Origin of the sequence: Agilicoccus flavus, assembly GCF_014857905.1 — a bacterium.
Lineage (GTDB): Bacteria > Actinomycetota > Actinomycetes > Actinomycetales > Dermatophilaceae > Agilicoccus > Agilicoccus flavus.
The window spans coordinates 87041-108734 of sequence record NZ_JACYXE010000008.1; the positions used below are offsets into that span (position 1 = coordinate 87041).

At 74.4% G+C, this 21694-nt stretch carries 16 protein-coding genes and 1 tRNA gene; 9 read left to right on the top strand and 8 right to left on the bottom strand.

Annotation, left to right across the window (positions count from 1 at the left end; genetic code table 11):
* From ICW24_RS12725 to fdhD, 7 genes are all read right to left on the bottom strand, one after another.
* Entirely contained in the window at positions 1 to 1098 is a 1098-nt protein-coding gene (locus ICW24_RS12725) for an ABC transporter ATP-binding protein (RefSeq protein WP_226346092.1), read from the bottom strand.
* On the bottom strand, positions 1095 to 1892 hold the full coding sequence (locus ICW24_RS12730) for an ABC transporter permease (protein WP_226346093.1): 798 nt from the start codon (positions 1890 to 1892) through the stop codon (positions 1095 to 1097). The genes ICW24_RS12725 and ICW24_RS12730 overlap by 4 nt, the downstream gene beginning before the upstream one ends.
* Before the next feature lie 8 nt (positions 1893 to 1900).
* Entirely contained in the window at positions 1901 to 2785 is an 885-nt protein-coding gene (locus ICW24_RS12735; protein WP_226346094.1) for an ABC transporter permease, read from the bottom strand.
* 27 nt (positions 2786 to 2812) lie between these two features.
* Complete coding sequence (locus tag ICW24_RS12740) at positions 2813 to 3997, bottom strand: extracellular solute-binding protein (protein WP_226346095.1); 1185 nt, start codon at positions 3995 to 3997, stop codon at positions 2813 to 2815.
* A gap of 80 nt (positions 3998 to 4077) precedes the next feature.
* Positions 4078 to 4896 (bottom strand): DeoR/GlpR family DNA-binding transcription regulator, encoded by an 819-nt coding sequence (locus tag ICW24_RS12745; protein WP_226346096.1) that lies wholly within the window; start codon positions 4894 to 4896, stop codon positions 4078 to 4080.
* Positions 4897 to 5053: 157 nt separating this feature from the next.
* Positions 5054 to 7801: a pyruvate dehydrogenase (acetyl-transferring), homodimeric type gene (aceE, locus tag ICW24_RS12750; RefSeq protein ID WP_226346097.1), complete on the bottom strand. Its 2748-nt coding sequence runs from the start codon at positions 7799 to 7801 to the stop codon at positions 5054 to 5056.
* 152 nt (positions 7802 to 7953) lie between these two features.
* Positions 7954 to 8802 carry a formate dehydrogenase accessory sulfurtransferase FdhD gene (fdhD, locus tag ICW24_RS12755; RefSeq protein WP_226346098.1) on the bottom strand — a complete coding sequence of 283 codons (849 nt, stop codon included), beginning with the start codon at positions 8800 to 8802 and terminating at the stop codon, positions 7954 to 7956.
* A 218-nt stretch (positions 8803 to 9020) separates the two neighbouring features.
* On the opposite strand from fdhD, the gene ICW24_RS12760 reads away from it, so the two are divergent.
* The 7 genes from ICW24_RS12760 to ICW24_RS12790 all read left to right on the top strand — a co-directional run bounded on the left by ICW24_RS12760 (position 9021) and on the right by ICW24_RS12790 (position 14875).
* Positions 9021 to 9464, top strand: a complete 444-nt coding sequence (locus ICW24_RS12760) for a DUF3052 domain-containing protein (RefSeq protein ID WP_226346099.1) — start codon at positions 9021 to 9023, stop codon at positions 9462 to 9464.
* 52 nt (positions 9465 to 9516) lie between these two features.
* Complete coding sequence (locus ICW24_RS12765; RefSeq protein ID WP_226346100.1) at positions 9517 to 9993, top strand: peroxiredoxin; 477 nt, start codon at positions 9517 to 9519, stop codon at positions 9991 to 9993.
* Between the two features lie 99 nt (positions 9994 to 10092).
* Positions 10093 to 10165: transfer RNA gene (locus ICW24_RS12770), tRNA-Val, on the top strand.
* Positions 10166 to 10205: 40 nt separating this feature from the next.
* Positions 10206 to 11150: a Nif3-like dinuclear metal center hexameric protein gene (locus tag ICW24_RS12775; protein WP_226346101.1), complete on the top strand. Its 945-nt coding sequence runs from the start codon at positions 10206 to 10208 to the stop codon at positions 11148 to 11150.
* A complete protein-coding gene (locus tag ICW24_RS12780; protein WP_226346102.1) occupies positions 11147 to 11884 on the top strand; it encodes a zinc ribbon domain-containing protein in 738 nt (245 codons plus the stop codon). The genes ICW24_RS12775 and ICW24_RS12780 overlap by 4 nt, the downstream gene beginning before the upstream one ends.
* 77 nt (positions 11885 to 11961) lie before the next feature.
* Positions 11962 to 13305 carry a bifunctional RNase H/acid phosphatase gene (locus tag ICW24_RS12785; RefSeq protein ID WP_226346103.1) on the top strand — a complete coding sequence of 448 codons (1344 nt, stop codon included), beginning with the start codon at positions 11962 to 11964 and terminating at the stop codon, positions 13303 to 13305.
* Between the two features lie 46 nt (positions 13306 to 13351).
* Positions 13352 to 14875, top strand: coding sequence for a ribonuclease catalytic domain-containing protein (locus ICW24_RS12790; protein ID WP_226346104.1), 1524 nt, complete (start codon positions 13352 to 13354; stop codon positions 14873 to 14875).
* Between the two features lie 8 nt (positions 14876 to 14883).
* Here the strand turns inward: ICW24_RS12790 and ICW24_RS12795 are convergent, their stop codons facing one another.
* Complete coding sequence (locus ICW24_RS12795; protein ID WP_226346105.1) at positions 14884 to 15546, bottom strand: TetR/AcrR family transcriptional regulator; 663 nt, start codon at positions 15544 to 15546, stop codon at positions 14884 to 14886.
* Positions 15547 to 15722: 176 nt separating this feature from the next.
* Between ICW24_RS12795 and ICW24_RS12800 the strand changes: the two genes are divergently transcribed.
* Together ICW24_RS12800 and ICW24_RS12805 are read left to right on the top strand one after the other, a co-directional pair.
* Complete coding sequence (locus tag ICW24_RS12800) at positions 15723 to 19040, top strand: MMPL family transporter (protein ID WP_226346106.1); 3318 nt, start codon at positions 15723 to 15725, stop codon at positions 19038 to 19040.
* Complete coding sequence (locus tag ICW24_RS12805; protein ID WP_226346107.1) at positions 19040 to 21691, top strand: YhgE/Pip domain-containing protein; 2652 nt, start codon at positions 19040 to 19042, stop codon at positions 21689 to 21691. Before ICW24_RS12800 ends, ICW24_RS12805 begins: the two co-directional genes overlap by 1 nt.
* Positions 21692 to 21694 lie beyond the last annotated feature (3 nt).

Below are 21694 nucleotides of genomic sequence, written 5' to 3' on the forward strand. Positions count from 1 at the left end.
CTACCGGCCGGGGGTGTGGGTGGGGGCGGGTGAGTCCACGCGCGCTCCGTCGCGAAAGCTCATCGGGCGCTCGAGCCGGAGACCGACCCGCTGACCGGGGGAGACGTCGGGCCGGACGGCCATGGACCGCACCGTCGTGGACCCGCCGGTCGGCTCGTCACCCGAGGAGTCGAGGTCGATGACGACCTCCTGGAACGCTCCGCGCGGCACGACCCGCCGCACGATCCCGTCGAGATCGCCGGACCCGGGTGCCACGCACGTCGTGTGCTCCGGCCGGACGCACGTGAGGATCCCGTCGCGCGGGGCGACCCGCCCGCCGGTCACCACCCCGGGCAGGGTGTTGAGCTGCCCGACGAAGTTCGCGACGAAGCTCGTGCGCGGGGCGTCGTAGAGCTCGTCGGGGGCGCTGAACTGCTCGATGCGGCCGTCGTTCATCACGGCGACGCGGTCGGACATCGAGAGGGCCTCGTCCTGGTCGTGGGTGACGAGCACGGTCGTGATGCCGAGGCGTTGCTGCAGCTCGCGGATGTCCTCGCGCACCTTGACGCGCAGCTTGGAGTCGAGGTTGCTCAGCGGCTCGTCGAGCAGGAGCACGTGCGGCTCCTGCACGAGCGCCCGGGCCAGGGCGGCGCGCTGCTGCTCCCCTCCGGAGATCGTGGCGGGGCGGCTGTCGCGGTGGTGGGCCAGGTCGACGAGCTCGAGCACGCCCAGGACGCGCCGCTCGATCTCGGCCTTGGGCAGGCGGCGCAGCTTCAGGGGGTACGCGACGTTCTTGAACACGCTCATGTGCGGCCACAGCGCGTAGTTCTGGAAGACCATCGCGCTCGGGCGCCGGTCCGGGGGCAGGCGCACGACGTCGGAGCCGTCGATCTCGATGCGCCCGGCGTCGGCCGCGAGGAAGCCGGCGACCATCCGCAGCGTCGTCGTCTTGCCGCAACCGGAGGGCCCGAGCAGGCTGACGAGCTCGCCGGGGCGGACGTCGAGGTCGAAGTCGGCGACGACGACCTTCTCGCCGAAGACCTTCCGCAGCCCGCGGATCCGCAGGCCCTTGGGCGTGATCGCCTCGGTGACGACGCGGGGATCGGGCGCCCGGCTCATCGGATCTGGAACCCTTCGGCGAGGTGACCACCCATGACCTGCCTACGGACGAGGAGCAGGAGCAGCACCGACGGCGCGGAGAGCATGAGGGAGAAGACGGCGGCCACCTGCTTGGGGTAGTTGAGCACGAGGCTGTACATCTGGGTCGGCATGGTCATGTAGTCGGGGGCTCCGATGAGGTAGGTGCCCTGCGCCTCGTCGAAGCTCGCGAGGAAGGACATGATGGCGGCGACGAGGATGCCCGGCAGCGCGAGCGGCAGGGTCACGGTGAAGAAGACGCGCAGCGGCCGGGCGCCGGCGTCGCGGGCCGCCTCCTCGAGGGAGCGCGGCACGGCGGCGAAGGCGGCGGCGGGGATCCACGTCATGAACACGACGGTGCCGATGACGTGGACGATGAGGATCCCGAGCACGGTCTGCATGAGGTCGAGGGCGTAGAAGAGCGAGGCCATCGTCGCGAACAGCCCCATCTTCGGGAAGGCGTTGGTCGCGAACAGCCCGATGAGCATGGTCCGGCGCCCGAAGAAGTCATGGCGGGCGAAGGCGTACGCCGCGGGCAGGCAGATCACCGCCGAGGCGAGGACCGTGAGTGGCGCGAAGGTGAGCGAGTTCTGTACGGCGGCCGCGAGGTTGGGGTCGTCGAGGACCACACGCCACCAGCGCAGGGTCAGCCCGTCGGGCAGCAGGTGCGGATACGTCCAGTTCGACACGAAGGCGTGCGCCCCCAGCCAGAGCAGGGGCCCGAACACGAAGAGGCACAGCCCGGCGACGACGACCCCGAGCAACGTGCGCGCCACCCGGTCCATCACCGCACCGCGCCCGACGCCGAGCGGAAGTTCGCCCACACGTAGAAGGCCCCGATCGCCGAGGCGAGGGCGAAGACGACGAACGCCATGACGATCGACTGCTGCGGTTGGTTGAAGGCCTGGAAGTAGTTCGCGATGTCGACGCCGAGCATCGCCGGCGCGTTCGGGCCCGTGAGGTAGGGGACGGTGAAGGACCCGAGGACGCCGATCGAGGTGAACGTCACCGCGATGACGATGGGCACCGCCGCGATCGGCAGGATGATCCCGGCCGCGGTGCGGGCCCGTGAGGCCCCGGCGTCGCGAGCCGCGTCGATGAGCGCGTCGGGCACGGCCTGCACCCCGGAGGTCACCATGAGCACGGCGAAGGGGAGCGACGTCCACACCGACCCGATGACGACCGCGGTCTGCGTGTAGGCCCAGACCGGCCCGTCGATGCCGACCTGGGCGAGGACGGTGCGCACGAAACCGGTGCCCGAGTAGAACGTGAGGATCGCCCACGAGCCGATGACGACGGGGATGAACATCGGCACGATCGACAGCACGGCGAGCCCCTTGGCCAGGGCCGAGTCGGAGAACCGTTGATACAGCGCGATCCCGATGGCCAGGACCATGACGATCGCCGTCGAGACGATCGTCACGCCGACCGTCGCCGCGAGGTCGCTGCGGAAGCGGGGGTTGGACAGGACCTCGGTGTACGCCCCGAGGGTGCCCCACCAGGTCGTCGCCTCGTGCTGATGCTGGCCGATCGCCGCCGTCGTCGAGTTGAGCCCCCCGAAGTGCCCCAGACTGTAGAGGCCCGCGGTGACGATCGGCAGCCCGACGAAACCCAGGATGAGCAGCATGGGCGGCATCGCCATCGCGAAGCCGCGTCCCGGCCTACGCACCGGTCCTCCGCCGGCTCGGACGAGGGATCACTGCCCGGGGACCTTCTGGTCCCACTGGTTGTTGAGGTCGTTGGCGACCTCGGCGTAGTAGGTGGGGCGCATCGTCGTCGGGTCGGTGCCCTCGAACTTCTTCTGCACCTCCGCCGGCAGGCTCGCCAGCGGGGCGACGGGGGTGCCGGCGATCTCCATCGCGATGTCGGCCTGCGCGGGCGGGGTGAGCAGGTAGGCGAGGAGCTTCTGGGCCGCCTCCTGGTGCGGGCTGTTCTTGGCGACGCCGAGATAGGACGCTCCGCCGGTGAACGACGGCGCGGTGATCTGGGTGACATCCACGGTGTCGGGGATCTGGCCGTTCGTCTTCGCGGTGACGAACATGTCGGACCAGACCGGCGCCATGTCGATCTGCCCGGAGGAGAGCAGTTCGAGCACCTGGGAGTTGCCGTTGGGGTAGACGCCCTTGCCATACACGTACGGGTTGAGGCCCTTGAGCACGGCGAAACCCTTGTCCCACTTGGCCATCGCCGCCTTGTCCACGCTCGTGCGCAGCGCGTTCGCGGACGCCTCGTCCATGTTCGCGTCTAGCACGGTGGTCGCGAAGGACTGCCCGGAGCCGCCGGACTTCGGCGAGTTGTAGGCGAACCTGCCGGGGTGGGCCTCGACCCAGGCGAGCAGCTCGTCGAGGGTCTTCGGGGGTGCGTTCACCGTCTTGGTGTCGTAGGCCAGCAGCACCGAGCTGGCGCGGTACGGGACGCCGTGGCCCCGGCCGGCCTCGACCAGGGTGGGACTCACCTGCGCGAGAGCGGGCAGGGTGTCGGTCCCCTGCGGCACGAGCAGGTCGGAGTCGGCGGCCTGGCTGACGAAGCCGGCGTCGATGACGTCGAAGCCGACGTCCTTGCCCCCCTTGACGGCCGCGGCGAGCTTGGCGAGGTTCTGCGCGTCGTGCTCGCCGTGCAGGTCGAAGTTGGTCTTGACGGTGATGCCCGGGTTCGCCTTGGTGAACCCCGGGATGAGCTTCTTCTCCCACAGGTTCTGGATGTTCGTGTCGGCGCTGATGAGGACGGTGACGGACTGTGCGCCTCCGCCGGAGGCCCCGCCCGTGGCGGCCGCCTTGTCGTTCTGCACGTCGGAGGAGGACTTGGCGCATCCGGCGACGGCGAGGGGGGCGGCGAGGGCCAGCGCGAGGGCCAGCGTGCGGGTGGAGCGAGGGAGCGCCATGGCAGTGTCCGTTTCGTCATCGAGGTGCGTCCGGACGGTCCTCGTGATCGTGGCCGTGCGGCGCCGGATGGATCGTCAGACTACTCAGGAACGATCATGTTCGACAGTGTTTCGGTCGCACGTGAACCTTGGACGTCGTCGAGGTGAACCTCGAGGCCGCCCCGCCGCGCGGCGTCGAGGGCGGCGGCGGGAGCCGTCGCGGAGGTGACGAGACCGGCCAGGTCGCTGCCGTCGCACACGCGGCTCGAGCCGCGACCGGGGAACTTCGTGGCGTCGGCCACGACGTACGCCCGCGACGCGGCCCGGAGCATCGCGCGCTTGATCGGCACCTCCAGGACCGTGGTGTCCATCACCTGCAGGTCGCCGTCGCCCCCGGTGCGGATGCCGCTCGTCGAGAGGAACAGCACGTCGGCGTGGACCTGCTCGAGCGCATGCTCGGTGAGGAAGCCGACCATCGAGTGGTAGTCGCGTCGCACGAGCCCACCGAGCACCATGAGCTCGACGGCCGGGTCGCCGGCGAGCACCGCAGCGGCCGGCAAACTGCTGGTCAGGACGGTGATGCGGCGTCCACAGAGCGCCTGCGCGATGCGATGGGTGGTCGTGCCGATGTCGAGCAGGACGCTCTGGCCGTCGCGCACGAGGCCGGCCGCGACGCGGGCGATCGCCTCCTTGGCGTCGGCGTTGACGCCCCGCACGGCGTCGAACGGCTCGTCGTGCTCGTCGATCGGCATCGCTCCGCCGCGGACCCGTCGCAGGAGCCCGGAGGCGTCGAGTTCCGCGAGGTCCCGCCGCAGGGTGGCCACGCTGGCGTCGACCGACCCGGCCAGGTCGGCCACCGTCGAGGTCCCCCGCGCGCGCAGCGCGTCGAGGATGAGGTGGTGGCGCTGTTCCCTCAGCATCGCCGAGGGTCCCGCGGTCGTCCGCGTACGCGCGTCATGGGCTCATGCTAAACGCGCAGGTTCGCTCACGAGGGCCGTCGGGCCGAGCCGGGCCCGCACGCGCGATGACCCCCACCCCAGGGGGTGAGGGTCGTCGCGTGGGCCGGGACGGGCGCGGTCAGCTCTCGCCGCCCGCGTTGCCCGACGCGCCGGCGGTGACGTCGAGGAGGCGGTACTTGTCGATCGCCTCCTGCGCGACGCTCTTGTCGAGCTTGCCCTGGTCGGCGAGGGCCGAGAGCGTCGCGACGACCATCGACGGTCCGTCGATGTGGAAGAACCGGCGGGCGGCCTGCCGGGTGTCGGAGAAGCCGAAGCCGTCCGCGCCCAGCGGGTGGTAGTCGCCCGGGACCCACGGGCCGATCTGGTCCTGGACCTCGCGCATGTAGTCGGAGGTCGCGACGACCGGGCCCGGAGCGTCCTGCAGCTTCTGCGTCACGTACGGGACCCGCGGCGTCGAGGTCGGGTCGAGGAGGTGGTCCTCGTCGCACGCCATGGCCTCGCGGCGCAGCTCGGTCCACGAGGTCACCGACCACACGTCGGCCTGGACGCCCCAGTCGTCGGCGAGGAGCTTCTGCGCCTCGAGCGCCCACGGCACGCCCACGCCCGACGCGAGGAGCTGGGCGCGCAGCTTCGCGTCCTTCTTCTGCGCCGGCTTGAGCAGGTACATGCCCTTCTTGATGCCCTCGACGTCGACGTCGTCGGGCTGAGCGGGCTGCTGCAACGGCTCGTTGTAGACGGTGATGTAGTAGATGACGTCCTCGTCCTGCGCGAACATGCGCTGGAGTCCGTCCTCGACGATGTGCGCGATCTCGTAGCCGTAGGCCGGGTCGTACTGGACGACCGCGGGGTTCGTGGCCGCGAGGATCGGGCTGTGGCCGTCCATGTGCTGCAGGCCCTCGCCCGCGAGCGTCGTGCGCCCCGCGGTGGCCCCGATGAGGAACCCGCGGGCCATCTGGTCGGCCGCCGCCCAGATGCTGTCGCCGGTCCGCTGGAAGCCGAACATCGAGTAGAAGACGTACACGGGCAGCATCGGCTCCCCGTGCGTCGAGTACGACGTTCCGGCCGCGGTGAACGCCGCCACGGAGCCGGCCTCGTTGATGCCGAGGTGCAGCATCTGACCCTGCGGCGACTCGCGGTAGGCGAGCATGAGCTCGGCGTCGACGGACGTGTAGTTCTGCCCGTGCGGGTTGTAGATCTTGCTCGTCGGGAAGAAGCTGTCCATCCCGAAGGTGCGGGCCTCGTCGGGGATGATCGGCACGACGCGCTTGCCGAACTCCTTGTCGCGCATGAGCTCCTTGAGCAGGCGCACGAACGCCATCGTCGTCGCGACCTGCTGCTTGCCCGACCCCTTCTTGAGGGTCTTGTACGCGTTGTGGTCGGGCAGGTGGATGGCCGTGCTCGACTTCCGCCGCTCCGGCACGTGACCGCCGAGCTTGGCGCGCCGCTCCTGCATGTACGCGATGCGCTCGTCGTCGGCCCCCGGGTGGTAGTAGGGGGGCTGGTACGGGTCGGCCTCGAGCGTCTCGTCGCTGATCGGGATCTGCAGCGTGTCGCGCAGCGCCTTGAGGTCGTCGAGCGCGAGCTTCTTCATCTGGTGGGTCGCGTTGCGGCCGGCGAAGTGCGAGCCGAGGGTGTAGCCCTTGATCGTGTGGGCGAGGATGACCGTCGGCTGCCCGGTGTGGTTGGCCGCGCGCTCGTAGGCCGCGTACACCTTGTGGTAGTCGTGGCCGCCGCGCTTGAGGCGCCACCAGATGTCCTCGTCGCTCCAGTTCTCGACGAGCTTGCGCGTGCGCGGGTCCCGGCCGAAGAAGTTGTCGCGGATGTAGGCGCCGTCGTTGGCCCGGAAGGTCTGGTAGTCGCCGTCGGGCGTGCTGTTCATGAGGTGCACGAGGGCGCCCTGGCTGTCGGCGGCGAGCAGGTCGTCCCAGCCGCGGCCCCAGATCACCTTGATGACGTTCCAGCCCGCGCCGCGGAACTGGGCCTCGAGTTCCTGGATGATCTTGCCGTTACCGCGGACCGGGCCGTCGAGGCGCTGCAGGTTGCAGTTGATGACGAAGTTGAGGTTGTCGAGCTCCTCGAACGCCGCGATCTGCAGCGCGCCGCGGCTCTCGACCTCGTCCATCTCGCCGTCACCGAGGAACGCCCAGACCTGCTGGTCACTGCAGTCCTTGATGCCGCGGTTGGTCAGGTACTTGTTGAACTGCGCCTGGTAGATCGCGTTGATCGGGCCGATGCCCATCGACACGGTCGGGAACTGCCAGAAGTCCTGCATGAGGCGGGGGTGCGGGTAGCTCGGCAGCGCCACCGGCTTGCCGTCGACGACGTGGCTGTGCTCCTGGCGGAACCCGTCGAGCTGCGTCTCGTCGAGACGGCCCTCGAGGTAGGCGCGGGCGTACATGCCGGGGGCCGCGTGACCCTGGAAGAAGATCTGGTCGCCGCCGCCCGGGTGGTCCTGACCCCGGAAGAAGTGGTTCATGCCCACCTCGTAGAGGGTGGCCGCGGACGCGTAGGTGGAGATGTGGCCGCCCACGCCGATGCCGGGCCGCTGGGCCCGGTGCACGAGCACCGCGGCGTTCCAGCGGATGAGTCGGCGGAACGCGCGCTCCATCTCCTCGTCGCCCGGGAACCAGGGCTCCTGCTCGAGGGGGATGGTGTTGATGTAGTCCGTCGTCGTCGACGACGGCAGACCGACCTGGCGCTCCCGCGCGTGCTGCATGAGGCGGAGCATGAGGTAACGGACACGCTGCTGACCCGATTCGTCGAGCACCGCCTCCATCGAGTCGAGCCACTCCTGCGTCTCGTCCGGGTCGATGTCGGGAAGCCTGCTCGGGAGGCCGTTGATGATCGGCGAATCCTCGCGTCGCACGGTGGTGCCCTTCCTGCCGATGTGGGTCTGATCGGTGTCGACGCCCGGGGTGCCGTGCGCCCCGGCCGTCGTGGGACCGGCGAGACGCCGGTACCGCGGGATTCATCTTGTCACCGTCGGGGCGCCCGCGAGGCGATCGGGGGTGACCGGGCTCACGTCCCGGACCGGATGCGGTGCCCTCCGGCGTAGACGGTGCCGCGGCCGGCGCGGACGAAGCCGACGAGCGTCATCCCCACCTCGCGGGCCAGGTCGACGGACATGGCGGTCGTGGCCGACACGGACACGAGCGCGGGGATGCCGGCGAGCGCGGCCTTCTGCGTGATCTCGAAGCCGGCCCGCCCGCTGACGACGAGCACGTGCCCGGTCAGCGGCAGTGCGCCGCGGCGCACCGCGTCGCCGACGACCTTGTCGACCGCGTTGTGCCGGCCCACGTCCTCCCGCAGGCAGACGACCTCGCCGGCGGCGTCGACGAGCGCGGCGGCGTGGGTGCCGCCCGTCGCGTCGAAGCGCCGCTGCCGCGGGCGCATCAGGTCGGGCAGGGCGAGCAGCGTCCGGGGGTCGAGGACGAGGGGGTCGGCGGCGATGTCCGTGCCGCCCCGCCGGGCCACGGCCGCGACGGTGTCGGCGCCGCACACGCCGCAGGCGCTCGAGACGGGGCGATCGCGGGCGACGTCGGGCGGCAGGGTCACGCCGGGGGCGAGGGTGACGTCGAGCGTGTTGTACGTGGGCAGGCCGTCGGGCCCGCGGTCCCCGCACGGGCGGACGCTCGCCACGTCCGCGGGGGAGGTCAGCCCGGCCTCGGCCGCGAGCCATCCGAGCGCGAGGTCGACGTCGTCGCCGGGGGTGCGCATCGTCATGACGACGTCGGCCCCGTCCACCCGGATCTGCAGCGGCTCCTCGACGACGACCCGATCGACGCCCCGGACCGACGTCGCGGGCCCGGCCGGGTCGGCCCCGAGCTCGAACCGGAGGGCAGGGGTGCGGCGGGTCGCGCGCTCCACGTCTCCTCCAGGGATGTCGTTGCCGGGCGGCGGGGCACCGGCCGCCTGCCCCACAGGGTGGCACGGCGCCTCCGAGACGCGTCCGAGGAGGGGGTGGACCCGGTGTCGGGTGGGGTGCCGCACCGCCCGTGTCCGGCCCGCCTGTTTGCCAATTGCCGCCGAACACGCTGGACTGAGGTCTGGAGACTTGTCGACCCGGGCCGAACACGGACGCCCGGATGCTGGGGAGGTTGGAACGCGTGGTTGAGACCGCGTCCCACGGCACGGCCGTGGCGAAGCTGGGGTTCGGAGCGGGTCAGGTCGTGCTCGAGCTCGGGTACGACGACGACGTCGACGAGGACGTCCGCGCCCAGGTGGCCGAGACGATCCAGGGCGACCTCGAGGACGAGGACTACGGCGACGTCGTCGACGCGGTGCTCATCTGGTGGCGCGAGGACGACGGCGACCTCACCGACGCCCTCGTCGACGCGCTCGCGACCCTGGAGGACCAGGGGTTCATCGTCCTCGTCACCCCCAAGGTGGGCCGGTCCGGCGAGGTCGACCCGAGCGACGTCGCCGAGGCCGCGGACACCGCCGGACTCAACGCGGCCGCGAGCATCAACCTCACGAGCGACTGGTCGGCCACCCGGCTCGTCGCCCCGAAGACGACCGCGCGCCGCTGACGACGACCCTGCCCCCGGGCATGTCGGGTTCCGCGCTGGCAGAATGTCGGCCATGACCACCTCCGCTCCCACGGTCGGCGACCGGCTCCCCGAGTTCGCGCTGCCCGACCAGTACGGCAAGACGGTCACGCTGTCCGGCCTGCGGGACGGGCGGGGCGTCCTCGTCGTGTTCGTCCCGTTCGCGTTCTCGGGGATCTGCACGGGGGAGCTCGAGGAGATCCGCGACGACCTCGGCTCGTACCAGAACGAGCACGTGCAGGTGGTGGCGGTGTCGTGCGACCCGATGTTCTCGCTGCGGGCGTGGGACGACCGGGAGGGCTTCTTCTTCCCGCTGCTCTCCGACTTCTGGCCGCACGGAAAGGTGGCCCGGCAGTACGGCGTCTTCGACGAGGCGCGCGGGTTCGCCCACCGCGGCACCTTTTTCTGCGACCCCGACGGCGTCACGCGGTGGTCCCTCGTCAACGAGCCCGGTCAGGCGCGGGACTTCTCCGGCTTCCACGCCACCCTCGCGGAGATCGTCGGCGCGTGAGCCCCGCCGTGGTTGCGCCGGCCGCGCGCCCGCCGGACGGCGGCCTCCGGCCCGTCCCGTGATGGCACAATGGGCAGCCGGCGCGCCCGAGGGCGTCCGGGGCCTGTAGCTCAGTTGGTAGAGCACCGCGTTTACACCGCGGGTGTCGTCGGTTCGAGGCCGGCCGGGCCCACATGACGAAGCGGCGAACGACGGCGAACTCGCGAGCCGCGGTGAGCGCGCCGGAAAGCTCCGACCTGCTCACCGACCCGCCCGATCTCGCGCAGGTCCTCGCGCACCTGCGCCGGTTCTTCCCGGAGGAGTCGGCCCAGTCGTGGGACCGGGTCGGCCTCGTCAGCGGCGACCCGGCCCAGCCCGTGCGGCGCATCCACTTCGCCGTCGACCCGACGCTCGCCGTCATCGCCGAGGCGGGCGACGCCGGGGCCGACCTGCTCGTCACCCACCACCCCCTGCTGATGCGCGGGATCACCTCGGTGGTGCCGACGGACGCCAAGGGCGCGGCGGTCACGGCGCTGGTCCTGGCCGACCTCGCCCTGTGGACCGCGCACACGAACGCCGACGTCGCGACGCCCGGGGTCAACACGGCCCTCGCGCGGGCGTGCGGGCTCGACGCCGCCACCTGCACCCCGCTCTCGGACAGCGAGGGCCAGGGGCTCGGACTCGTCGGCGACCTGGGCGAGTCCATCTCCCTGGGCGACCTCGCGCGCCGCCTCGAGAGCGAGCTGCCCCACGCCCCCGTGGGCGTCCGCGTGGCCGGGCCGCCACGGGCCCCCGTGCGGCGCATCGCCCTGCTCGGCGGCGCCGGCGACTCCCTGTTCGAGCAGGTGCGGGCGTCGGGCGCCGACGTCTACGTCACCTCCGACCTGCGCCATCACCCCGCGCTGGAGGCCCGGGAGCAGGCCCGCGCCGCCGGGGGTGCGCGGCCCGGCGACCCACCGGAGCAGGCCGGCCCGCCCTACCTCGTCGACGCCGGGCACTGGGCCACGGAGTGGCTCTGGCTCGCGCAGGCCCGCGACGATCTGCTCGCCGCCCTCGGACCGGCGGGCACTACCGTGGAGACCCACGTCAGCACGCTGTGTACCGACCCGTGGACCTTCGTCGTCGGGGCCGACGGCCCCGAGGCGGTCCCCGGACCCGACGAGAGAGGCACTCGATGAAGGCGGATCCGTCCCGGCAGTGGCGACTGCTCGACCTGCAGGCGCTCGACACCCGCTCGGCGCAGATCGCGCACCGGCGACGGACCCTGCCCGAGGAGGCGGCCCACGCGAGCGCCGCCGCCGAGCTGTCCACCGTCGACGACTCCCTCGTCGCCGCGACCACCGCCCTGGAGGACGTGCGGCGCGAGATCGCCAAGGCCGAGGACGACGTCCGGCTCGTGCGGGAGCGCGCGGAACGCAACCGGTCCCGCCTCGACGAGGGACAGGGCAGCGCGAAGGACCTGCAGGGCATGCAGCACGAGCTGGAGTCCCTCGCGCGCCGCCAGGACGTGCTCGAGGACGCCGAGCTCGAGGTCATGGAGCGGGCCGAGGGCATCGAGGCCGAGGTGGCCGAGCTGACCGCCAGGCGGGAGCGGCTCGCGACCGGCGTCGAGGAGGCCGCGGCCGCCCGCGACCGCGCGGTGGCCGGCCTGGACAGCGAGCAGCGCGACATCGACGGCCGCCGGGCCGGGGTCGCCGACGGCGTGGGGGAGGACCTGCTCGCCCTGTACGAGAAGATCCGCGCGCAGACGGGGATGGGGGCGGCCGCCCTGTCCCAGCGACGCTGCGAGGGATGCCGGCTCGAGCTGCTCGGCGCGGACCTGCGCCGCATCACGGAGGCGCCCCAGGACGAGGTGGTGCGGTGCGAGGAGTGCCGCCGCATCCTCGTGCGCACCGCCGAATCCGGCCTGTGAGCCCCACGGGGCGCCGACCCGCCGCGTCGACGCGACGCACGCCCGCGTCGTCCTCGACGCCCGTGTCCCCGGAACCCGTGACCCCCGGGTCGCTCGTCGTCGAGGCCGACGGCGGCTCGCGCGGCAACCCCGGCGTCGCCGGCTACGGCGCGCTCGTGCGCGACGCGCGGGGGCGGGTGCTCGTGGAGCGGGCCGCGCCGCTGGGCCGCGCGAGCAACAACGTCGCCGAGTACACGGGGCTCATCGTCGGGCTCGAGGCCGCCGCCGAGGTGGATCCCGCCGCGGACGTCCTCGCGCGGATGGACAGCAAGCTCGTCGTCGAGCAGATGAGCGGCCGGTGGAAGATCAAGCACGAGGACATGCGCCGCCTCGCCGACGAGGCGAGGGTGCTCGTCGCGGCGCGCCGGGCCGCGGGCGGCTCCGTCCGCTTCGAGTGGATCCCCCGCGCCCTCAACGGCGCGGCCGACGCCCTGTCGAACGAGGGCATGGACGGTCACACCGTCGACCGCCGGCCGACCCGCGCTGAGCACGGCATGGACGACGACGTGGACGACGTCTCCCGCGACCCGGACGACCGGGGCGCGCCGCCCGAGGTCGCCGCCCCCACGGAGGATCGGGCTCCCACCGTGGACCCGGAGCTCACCGCGAACCTCGGACCGAGCGGGGCCCACGACGCCACCGCGGCCGGCCCCGGGGGCACCCGCACGGCGGACCCCGCGCGCGCGGTGCCGTCGATCCGGCCGGCGCGACCGTCCGGACCGCCGACGCGGGGCCCGGGCACCCGCGTCGTCCTCGTCCGCCACGGCGTCACCGACCTCACGGTCACCGGCCGCCTCGACGGCCGGGGCGGGGTGGATCCGTCCCTCAACGCGCAGGGGCAGCGTCAGGCGCTCGCCGCCGGGCGCTCCCTGCGCCGGATCATCGGCGGCCCGGACGACCGCGCCGGCGGACCGTTCGGCGAGGTCCGCGTCGTGTCCTCGAGCCTCGCCCGGGCCGTCCAGACCGGCCGGCTCGTCGGCGCCGAGCTCGAGTGCCCCGCCGTCGCCGACCCGGCGTGGGACGAGCAGGACGTGGGGGAGTGGGATGGTGCGTCGCTGGCCGACCTCGTCGCCGCGCACGGCGACGCGTTCTCCGCCATGCGCTCCGACGTCGACGTGCGACCCCCCGGCGGGGAGACCTTCGCCGAGCTGGCCGCCCGCGTCCGTGCGGCGTTCGCCGACGTCGTCGCCGCCGGCGGCACGACGATCGTCGCGACCCACCGGGGCCCCCTCATGGCCGTCCTCGAGCACGCGCTCGGTCTCGCGCACGAGATGGCGTGGCGGTTCACGCTGGCCCCGGGGTCGATCACCGTGCTCCGGGCCTGGCCGGACGGGGGCCTCGCCGTCGACGTGGTCAACGACACCTCGCACCTCGGCGGCTGAGGGCGGCGCCCGCTCCGGCGGGCGGCCGACCCCTACGCTGAGCCCCATGGCCCTGCGACGCGTCCGCCTCGGTGACCACCTGCGACCCGCCGGTCCCGCCGGCGCCTCCGCCGACGGGGCCGCGCCGCCCGAGCCCCCGCGCCCCGCCGGCACCGCGAGCGCACCGGCGGACCCGGCGCTGCGCCGGGCCTTCGAGCGGATCCACGAGGAGTTCGACGTCCCCGGGCCCTTCGCGCCCGAGGTCGAGGCCGAGGCGGCCGCCGCGGTCGCGGCCGTCGCCGCCTCGCCCGCCGGCCGGGACGAGACCGCCGTCCCGTTCTTCACCATCGACCCCGCGGGCAGCATGGACCTCGACCAGGCGATGCACCTGAGCGCCGACGGCCACGGGTTCCGCGTGCGGTACGCCATCGCCGACGTCCCCGCGTTCGTCCGCCCCGGCGGGGCCGTCGACGCCGAGGCCCGCCGCCGCGTCGAGACGCTCTACCTGCCCGGGGAGCGCGCCCCGCTGCACCCGCCCGTGCTCGCCGAGGACGGCGCGAGCCTGCTGCCCGACCGCGTGCGACCGGCGTTCGTGTGGGACCTCCTCCTCGACGCCGCCGGGGAGGTGCGGACCGCGCAGGTGTACCGGGCCCGCGTGCGCAGCGTCGCGCGCTTCGACTACACCCAGGTGCAGGCCGAGCTCGACTCGGGCTCGCCGCGCGAGGAGTTCGCGCTGCTCGCCCGGATCGGCACCCTGCGCCACGAGGGGCTGCGCGCCCGGGGCGGCGCGGACCTGCCGATGCCCGAGCAGGAGATCGACCTCGTCGACGGTCGCTACGTCCTGTCGTTCCGCCCGCCCGTGCCCGCCGAGGACCACAACGCCCAGATCTCGCTCATGACCGGCATGGTCGCCGCGGACATGATGCTCTCGGCCGGGGTCGGGATCCTGCGGACCATGCCGGCGCCCGAGCCGGGCGCCGTCGCGCAGGTGCGACGTCAGGCGCAGGCCCTGGGCATCGCGTGGCCGGAGGGGATGGGGCACGGCCGGTTCCTCGACACGCTCGACCGGGAGGACCCCACCCACCTCGCGCTCATCCAGGAGGCGACCGTGCTGTTCCGGGGCGCGGGGTACACACCCGTGCTCGGGTCGGCCCCCGAGCACGTGACGCACGCGGCCGTGGCGGCCCCGTACGCGCACGTCACGGCCCCGCTGCGGCGGCTCGTCGACCGTTTCGGGCTTCTCGTCTGCGCCGCGATCAGCGAGGGGAGCCCGGTGCCCGACGACGTCCGTGCGGCCCTGGCGGAGCTGCCCGAGCTCATGCGCGCCGGCGACCGGCGGGCCGCGGCCGTCGACCGGGCGTGCACGGACGCGGTCGAGGCGGCGGTGCTCGCGAGCCGGCGGGACGAGGAGTTCGACGGCATGGTCGTCGACGATCGCGGCGAGAAGGGATGCCTCGTCCAGCTCGTCGACCCCGCCGTGCTCGCCACGTGCCGCGGCTCGCACCCCGAGGGTGTGCGGGTCCGGGTGCGCGTCGCCCGCGCCGACGTCGTGGAACGCCGGGTCGAGCTCGAGGTCGTCGCGCCGGAGTGACTCGCCGCTCAGGTCGCCGCCGGCGCGGGGGCCGCCCCTTCCGAGGTGCGTGGCCGTGTCAGGCCCGCCAGCACCGGCGGGATGAGGGTGCGCGCGATGCGGTTGCGATCTTCGTCCCCACCCAGGAGGGCGCGCCGATGGCTCTCGGCGAGCACGCCCTGGAGGACGCAGAGCAGGTGGGGGACGGGCACGACGGGTGCGAGCCCGAGCCCGGCGAGCAGATCGCCGAGGGCTCCGGCGATCTGCTCGTCGAGTCGCGCGAAGGCGGCGACGAGCCGCGGGCTGCGCGACCGGGCCACGTGCAGGCACAGCTCGGTGTAGCGCAGGTAGAAGTCGTCCCCGAAGCCGGGAACGCCGAGCACGACGTCGAGGACGGCGTCGAGCGGGACGGGATCGTCGCCCGGCGCCACCCGCGCCGACGCGGTCAGAGTGCCCGCGAGGCGCTCGACCTGGTGGTCGATGACCGCGGCGAGCAGGTCGTCCTTGTCGGCGAAGTTCGAGTAGAAGGCTCCCCGGGTGAAGCCCGCCGTCTCGCAGATGTGCTCGACCGAGGCGGCCGCGATGCCCGTGCGGGCGAGCAGCTCGAGCGTCGCCTCGACGAGGCGCTCCCGGGTCGCCCGACGCCGGCGGGACGGCGTGGGTGCGGTGGGCGCCGGGGAACGGGTCGGCATCCTCGAGTGCTCCTTCGTGCGCATCGGTCGCCGCGTGACGACCGCGGCACGTTTCGATACAGTATTGCATCGGCGGTTCGATACAGGAGTGTATTGAACCCCTCGACCGCGCCGGCGGCACCGACGCGCCCCGGAGCGTCCGCCAGATCCGTTCCGCACGTCGAAAGGGGACACCCGTGTCCTCCGCCCTGTTCGCCCTCGGCCGGGCCGCCCGCCGACGGCCGGGTCAGGTCCTGGCGGCCTGGCTCCTGCTGATCGCGCTGCTCGGCGGAGCGGCCGGCCTGTCGGACTCGGTCCCCACGGGCGGTGTCACGGCGCCCGGCAGCGCGGCCCAGGACGACCTCGAGGATCTGGCCGCCCGCTTCCCGGAGACGGCGGGCGCCACCGCGCCGATCGTCGTGCGGTCGACGTCCGCGGCCCTGACCGCACCGGCCCGGGCCGAGCGCCTCGCCGCGGCGGTGGACCGCCTCGACCGGATCGGGGGCGTCGCCGCCGTCACCGACCCCGTCGCGGCCCCCGACGAGGGCGGGCTCGCCGCCGACGGGCGGACCGCCCTGGTCACGGTGCGCTTCGACGACCGACCGGGCGAGATCCCGTCCTCGACCCTCCAGGCGGTCACCGCAGAGGCCGACCGCCTGCGGGCGGACGATCTGCAGGTGCTGGTCGGGGGCGTGCTCGACGACGCTCCGACGGCCGCGATCGACGGCGCGACGATCGCGGGGACGGCCGCCGCCGCCCTCGCGCTCGCCCTTCTCGCGCTCGCGGTCCTCGGCTCACCCGCGGCGGCCGCCGCGGGCATCCTGGCCGGCTTCGCCGCGGCCGGGGTCACGGTGTCCGTCCTCCTCCTCGCGGCGGCGGTCTCCGGCGTGCCCGGCGAGGCCGTCCTGCTCGGCGGAGCGGTCGCGTTCGCGGCCGGGCTCGGTGCCTCGCTCGCCCTCCTCGTCCGGTATCGCGAGAACCTGCGGGCGGGCCTCGAGCCGGACGACGGCGCCGGGCACGCGGCGAGTACCGCCGGCACCGCCGTGGTCCTCGCCGGGGCCGCCGCGGTCGTCGGCCTGCTCGCGACGCTCGTCGTGCGCGTGCCCTTCCTGGGGTGGACGGCGGCCGGCGCGGCCCTCGGGATCGTCGTCGCCCTCGCAGCCGCGCTGACCCTCGGGCCGGCGTGCATGCCGTGGCTCCGGGGCCGCGCCGCTGGAGCGTCGCGGCGGCGCGGTCCGCGGCCCGGGAGTGAGCGCGAGGCCGGCGGTGACGGTGACGACGCGGACGGCGACGACGCGGGAGGCGACGACGCGCGCGGCGACGACGAAGATGGCGGCGGCGTGGCCGACGAGGCGACCGGCGCGGACGCCGAGCGGGCGGGTGAACCGCCGGCGAGCGCAGGAAGCGGCAGGGAGCGCGACCGGGCCGCCGTGGCCGACGGTGGTCCCGACGACCGCGACGACGATCGTCGGGACGACGGTGCGGGCGACGACGCCCACGCCCACGCGCACGACCGCGGGACCGCAGCGGACCCCTCGGGCGATCGGAGCCCGGTGTGGGCCCGGGCCGCCGTCGGTGCGGTCGTGCGGCGCCCGCTCCTCGCCGCGGCGGGTCTGGCCGTGCTGCTCGGCCTCGCGTCGGCACCGGCGCGGGACCTCTCGTTCGCCCTCCCGGACGACGGCATGCGCTCCCCGACCTCGAGCGCCGGGGCGGCCCACGACATGGTCGTCGATCGCCTCGGACCGGGGTGGACGGGTCCGCTGCTCGTCGTCGCCGACGTGATCGCCTCCGATTCCCCCACGACGGCGATGGACGGGCTCGCCGACCGCCTGCGGGCCCTCCCGGGGGTCGCGCACGTCGGTGTCCCGCTCATCGACGCGGGCGCCGACACCGGCGTGCTGGTCGTCGTGCCGACGACGGGCCCCGCGGACCCGGCGACCGCCCGGCTCGTGAGCGACCTCCGCGCGCGGGCCGACACCCTCGACGGCGCGGACGACCTCCGCGTGCGGGTCACGGGCGACACGGCGGTGCGGGTCGACGCGGAGGAGCGCCTGACCGGCGCCACTCCCGCGCTCGCCCTGCTCGTGCTCGCCCTGGCGTTCCTCGTCGCGTTCGTCGCGGCCCGGTCCGTCGTCGTCGGCCTGATCGCCGCCCTCGGCCTCGCCCTCTCGGCCGCCGTCGCGGGCGGCGCCGTGGCGGCCGCGCTGCACGGGGACCGGCTCGCCGCTGCGTTCGGCCTGGCGCCGGCCGGACCGGTGAGCGCGCTGTTCCCCGTCGTCCTTCCGGCCGCCCTGCTCGCCCCGGCCGTCGCCGCCCAGCTCCTCCTGGGGGCGCGCGTGCGCGAGCGGTTCGACCGGCACCACGACGCGCGGGCGGCGGCGGCGCAGCGGGCGGCCGCGGCCGCGCCGGCTCTGCTCCTCGCGGGTGTCGGGACGGCGCTGGCGCTCGCCGCGGCCGCGCCGGCAGCGCCCCCCTCGCTGCGACCGCTCCTGGCCGGCCTCGCGGTCGGGGTCGCCGTCGACGCCCTGCTCGTCCGGCTGCTGCTCGCCCCCGCCGTCCTGGCGCTCGCGGGGCGCGCGGCGTGGACGCTGCCCCCCGCTCTGGCCGCCCGGCTGCCCCGCGTCGACCTCGAGGGGGTCGGCGTCGCGCGGCGGCTCGCGGCCGCGGAGGCGTCCGCCGCCGCGCCCGATCAGGTGGTGCTCGCCCGCGGCGTCGAGGTGTCCGGGCCCCTCGGCCCGGTCGTGAGCGGCCTGGACCTGCGCCTCGACCGTGGTCAGGTATGCGCCCTGACCGGACCGGAGGGCAGTGGGAAGACGTCGGCCCTGCTGGCCCTGGCCGGGCGGATGCAGCACAGCCGCGGGGACCTCGAGGTGGCCGGCGCCGTGCTGCCCGAGCAGACCCGCGTCGTCCGGGCGCGGGTCGGCCTGGCCGAGTTGCCCACGGTCAACCCGCTCGACGACGAGGTCGACGTGCGGCAGCACATCGCCGAACGCCTCGCGACGCGACTCCTGCTCCCGTGGTCGCGGCCCCGCGACGTCGACGCCGTGCTCGCCCTCGTCGACGAGGCGTACGGGGTGGGCCTGCGCGTCGCCGCCGAGGACGGGGCCCGCCACGCTCCCGCGCCGGTCGCCGCCGCGTCCGCCGACGCGTCGCCCGCCGGGTCGCAGGCCGGGTACCCCCGGCTGCCCGACCCCGTCTTCGTCGACCCCGCCGCCGGAGTCGGTGACCTCTCGAGCCTGCTGCGGACCGTTCTCGGCATCGTCCTCGCGGAGGTCGGCGAGCCGGACGTCATCGTCGTCGACGACGTGGACGCCCTGCGGAGCCGTCACGACCGCGTCGCCGTCTGGGCCGTGCTCGGTTGGCTGGCCCGGACCGCGCCGAGCCGCCCGGCGGTCGTCGCCGCCTGCCAGGACCCACCCGCCCCCGCCGACCTCACCCGCTGGACCGGCCTGCCCGCCGCCGACGTCGTCGTCGCCCGTCTGCGCACCGCATCGATCGTGAAGGTGAACCTCTGATGGGTCTCTTTCCCAGCCTCGCCAACTCCGAGCTGAGCCGCCTCGCCCGGGGCGTGTTCGGCAAGCTCGTCGTGCTCGCGCTCGTCGCGGTGCCCTCGATCTACGCCGGCCTGCTCACCTACAGCAACATCGACGTCACCCGCCACCTGGACACCGTGCCGGCCGCCGTGGTGAACGAGGACCGGCCCACGACGACGACCGGAGCCGACGGCAAGAAACAGCGGGTCGACCTCGGCCGCGTCGTCGCCGGGCGCCTCGCGACCGACGACTCGCCGAGCAACCTCGACTGGACCCCGACGGACGCGCGGGGCGCCCGCGCCGGGCTGGAGGACGGGACCTATTACGCCGTCCTGACGATCCCGGCCGACTTCTCGGCGTCGGCCGTCTCCACCGCGGACGCGGACCGGGCCCGGCCGGCCCAGTTGCAGCTCCGGACCAACGACGCGACGAGCTACCTCGCCGGAAACATCGCCTCGAGCGTCGCGAACGCCGTGACGAGCCAGACCGGGGACGAGCTGACGAAGACCTACCTCAACCGGATCTACCTCGGGTTCAACGACATCCAGGCCCAGCTGACCAAGCTCGCGTCCGCCTCCGACGAGCTGGCCGACGGCGTCGGGAGCCTCGCGACCGCGACGACGACCCTGCGCGGGGGCTCGCGCGACCTCGCCTCGGGCGTGGACCGCCTCGCCTTCGGCAGCGCCCAGCTCGCCGACGGCCTCGACCGGCTCGACGCCGGCGCGGGCCGGCTCGCGACGGGAGTGGGCACGCTCGCCGACGGCAACCGCCGCCTTGCCGACGGGCTCGGCTCCGCGGCGGCGTCGGTGTTCGAGTTGCCCGCGCAGACGGCCGCCCTCGCGAAGGGCGCCCGGACGCTGGCGAGCGGGAACGCGGAGCTGGCGCGCGGCGCGACGACCCTGTCGTCCGGCCTGGACGAGGCCGCGGCGGCCACGCGCGCCCTGCCCGGTCAGGCCACGGCGCTGGCCGACGGCGCCGGCGAGCTGGGGTCGGGCGTCCGGCGGCTCACCACCGGCGCGGGCGCCCTCGCCACGGGGGCGCAGGGGGTCGCCGCCGGCGGCACCGCGCTGGCGGACGGGGCCGGTCGGCTCGCCGACGGCGCCCGACGCGTCGACACCGGCGCCGGGGCCGTCGCCGAGGGCGTCGACGACCTGGCGCGCCGACAGACCGACGTGGCCTCCGGGGCCGCGGAGTACACCCGCGCGGTCGACGGGCTCGCCGCGTCCTGCGCCCGGTCCGGGGCCGAGGCGGCCTTCTGCGCGCGCCTCTCCTCCGCGGCCGAGAACGGTGGATCGCTGCGCGAAGGCACCGCCGCCGCGGCGTCCGGCGCGGCCGATCTGCGCCGCGGCGCGGCCGCGGTGGCGGCCGGCACCGACGAGCTCGCCGCGGGCGCCGCGCCGCTGCGGTCGGGGGCCGACGAGCTGCGTGCCGGCGCGACGCGCCTGTCCACCGGCGCCGACGGGTTCGGCGACGGCGTGAGCGCGCTGGAGGGTGGCGCCGACTCGCTCGAGCAGGGCCTGCGTCGTCTCGCCGCCGCCGCGCCGACCCTCGGTCAGGGCGTGACCCGCGCGGCGGGTGCCGCCGACGCGCTGGCCTCCGGGGCGACCCGTCTCTCCACGGGAGCGACGACGCTGTCCGGTGGCCTGACCCGCCTCGCCGACGCCGCTCCCCGCATCACGACCGGGCTGAGCACCGCGGCGACCTCGGCGGACCGGCTCGCCGACGGTGCCGAGACGCTCGACGCCTCGACGGGGCAGCTCACCGCTGGGATCTCGCGCTCGGCCCAGGCGGGGACCCGGCTCTCGACCGGCGCCGCATCCGCGGCGAGCGGCGCGCACCGCCTCGACGCGGGCGTCGCGCAGCTCTCTGCCGGAGTGGGAAAGCTCGACGACGGTGCGACCCGGCTCGCGCAGGGAGCCGCCCAGGGCGCGAAGGCGGTGCCCACCTACGACAGCGACGCGCGGTCGCGCCTGTCCGGCGTCGTCGCGGAACCGGTCGACGCCGACAACACCCGGCTGCACCGGGTGCCGACGTACGGCACCGGCATCGCCCCGTACTTCCTCGCCCTCGCGCTGTGGGTCGGCGGCATGTCGATGTTCTTCATGCTCCGCCCGTTCGCCCGCCGCGTCTTCGCGACGACGGCCCCGACGTGGCGCATCACGCTCGCCGGTCTCGCGACCCCCGTGCTCCTCGGGGTGCTCCAGGCGCTCGCGCTGACCGCGGTGGTCGTCTTCTGGGTCGGGATCGAGATCGCGAGTCCGTGGCGGTTCCTCGCGTTCGCGCTGCTCGCGTCGGTGACGTTCGTGGCGATCAACCACGCCCTCAACGCGCTGCTCGGTCCGCCCGGGCGCTTCATCGGTCTGCTGCTGGTGGTCGTGCAGCTCGCCTCCGCCGGGGCGACGTACCCGATCGAGAGCTCGCCGACCGTGTTCCAGGTGCTGCATCCCCTGTTGCCCATGACGTACGTCGTCCGGGCGTTCCGTTCGCTCATCGCCGGCGGGGACCTGCACCTCGTGTCGTCGGCGGTCGTCCTGCTCGCCTGGGCGGCCGTCTCGGTCCTGGCCTCGGCGCTGGCCGCCCACCGCGGGCGCAGCTGGGACGTGACGAAGCTGCGCCCCGCGACGGCTCTCTGACCA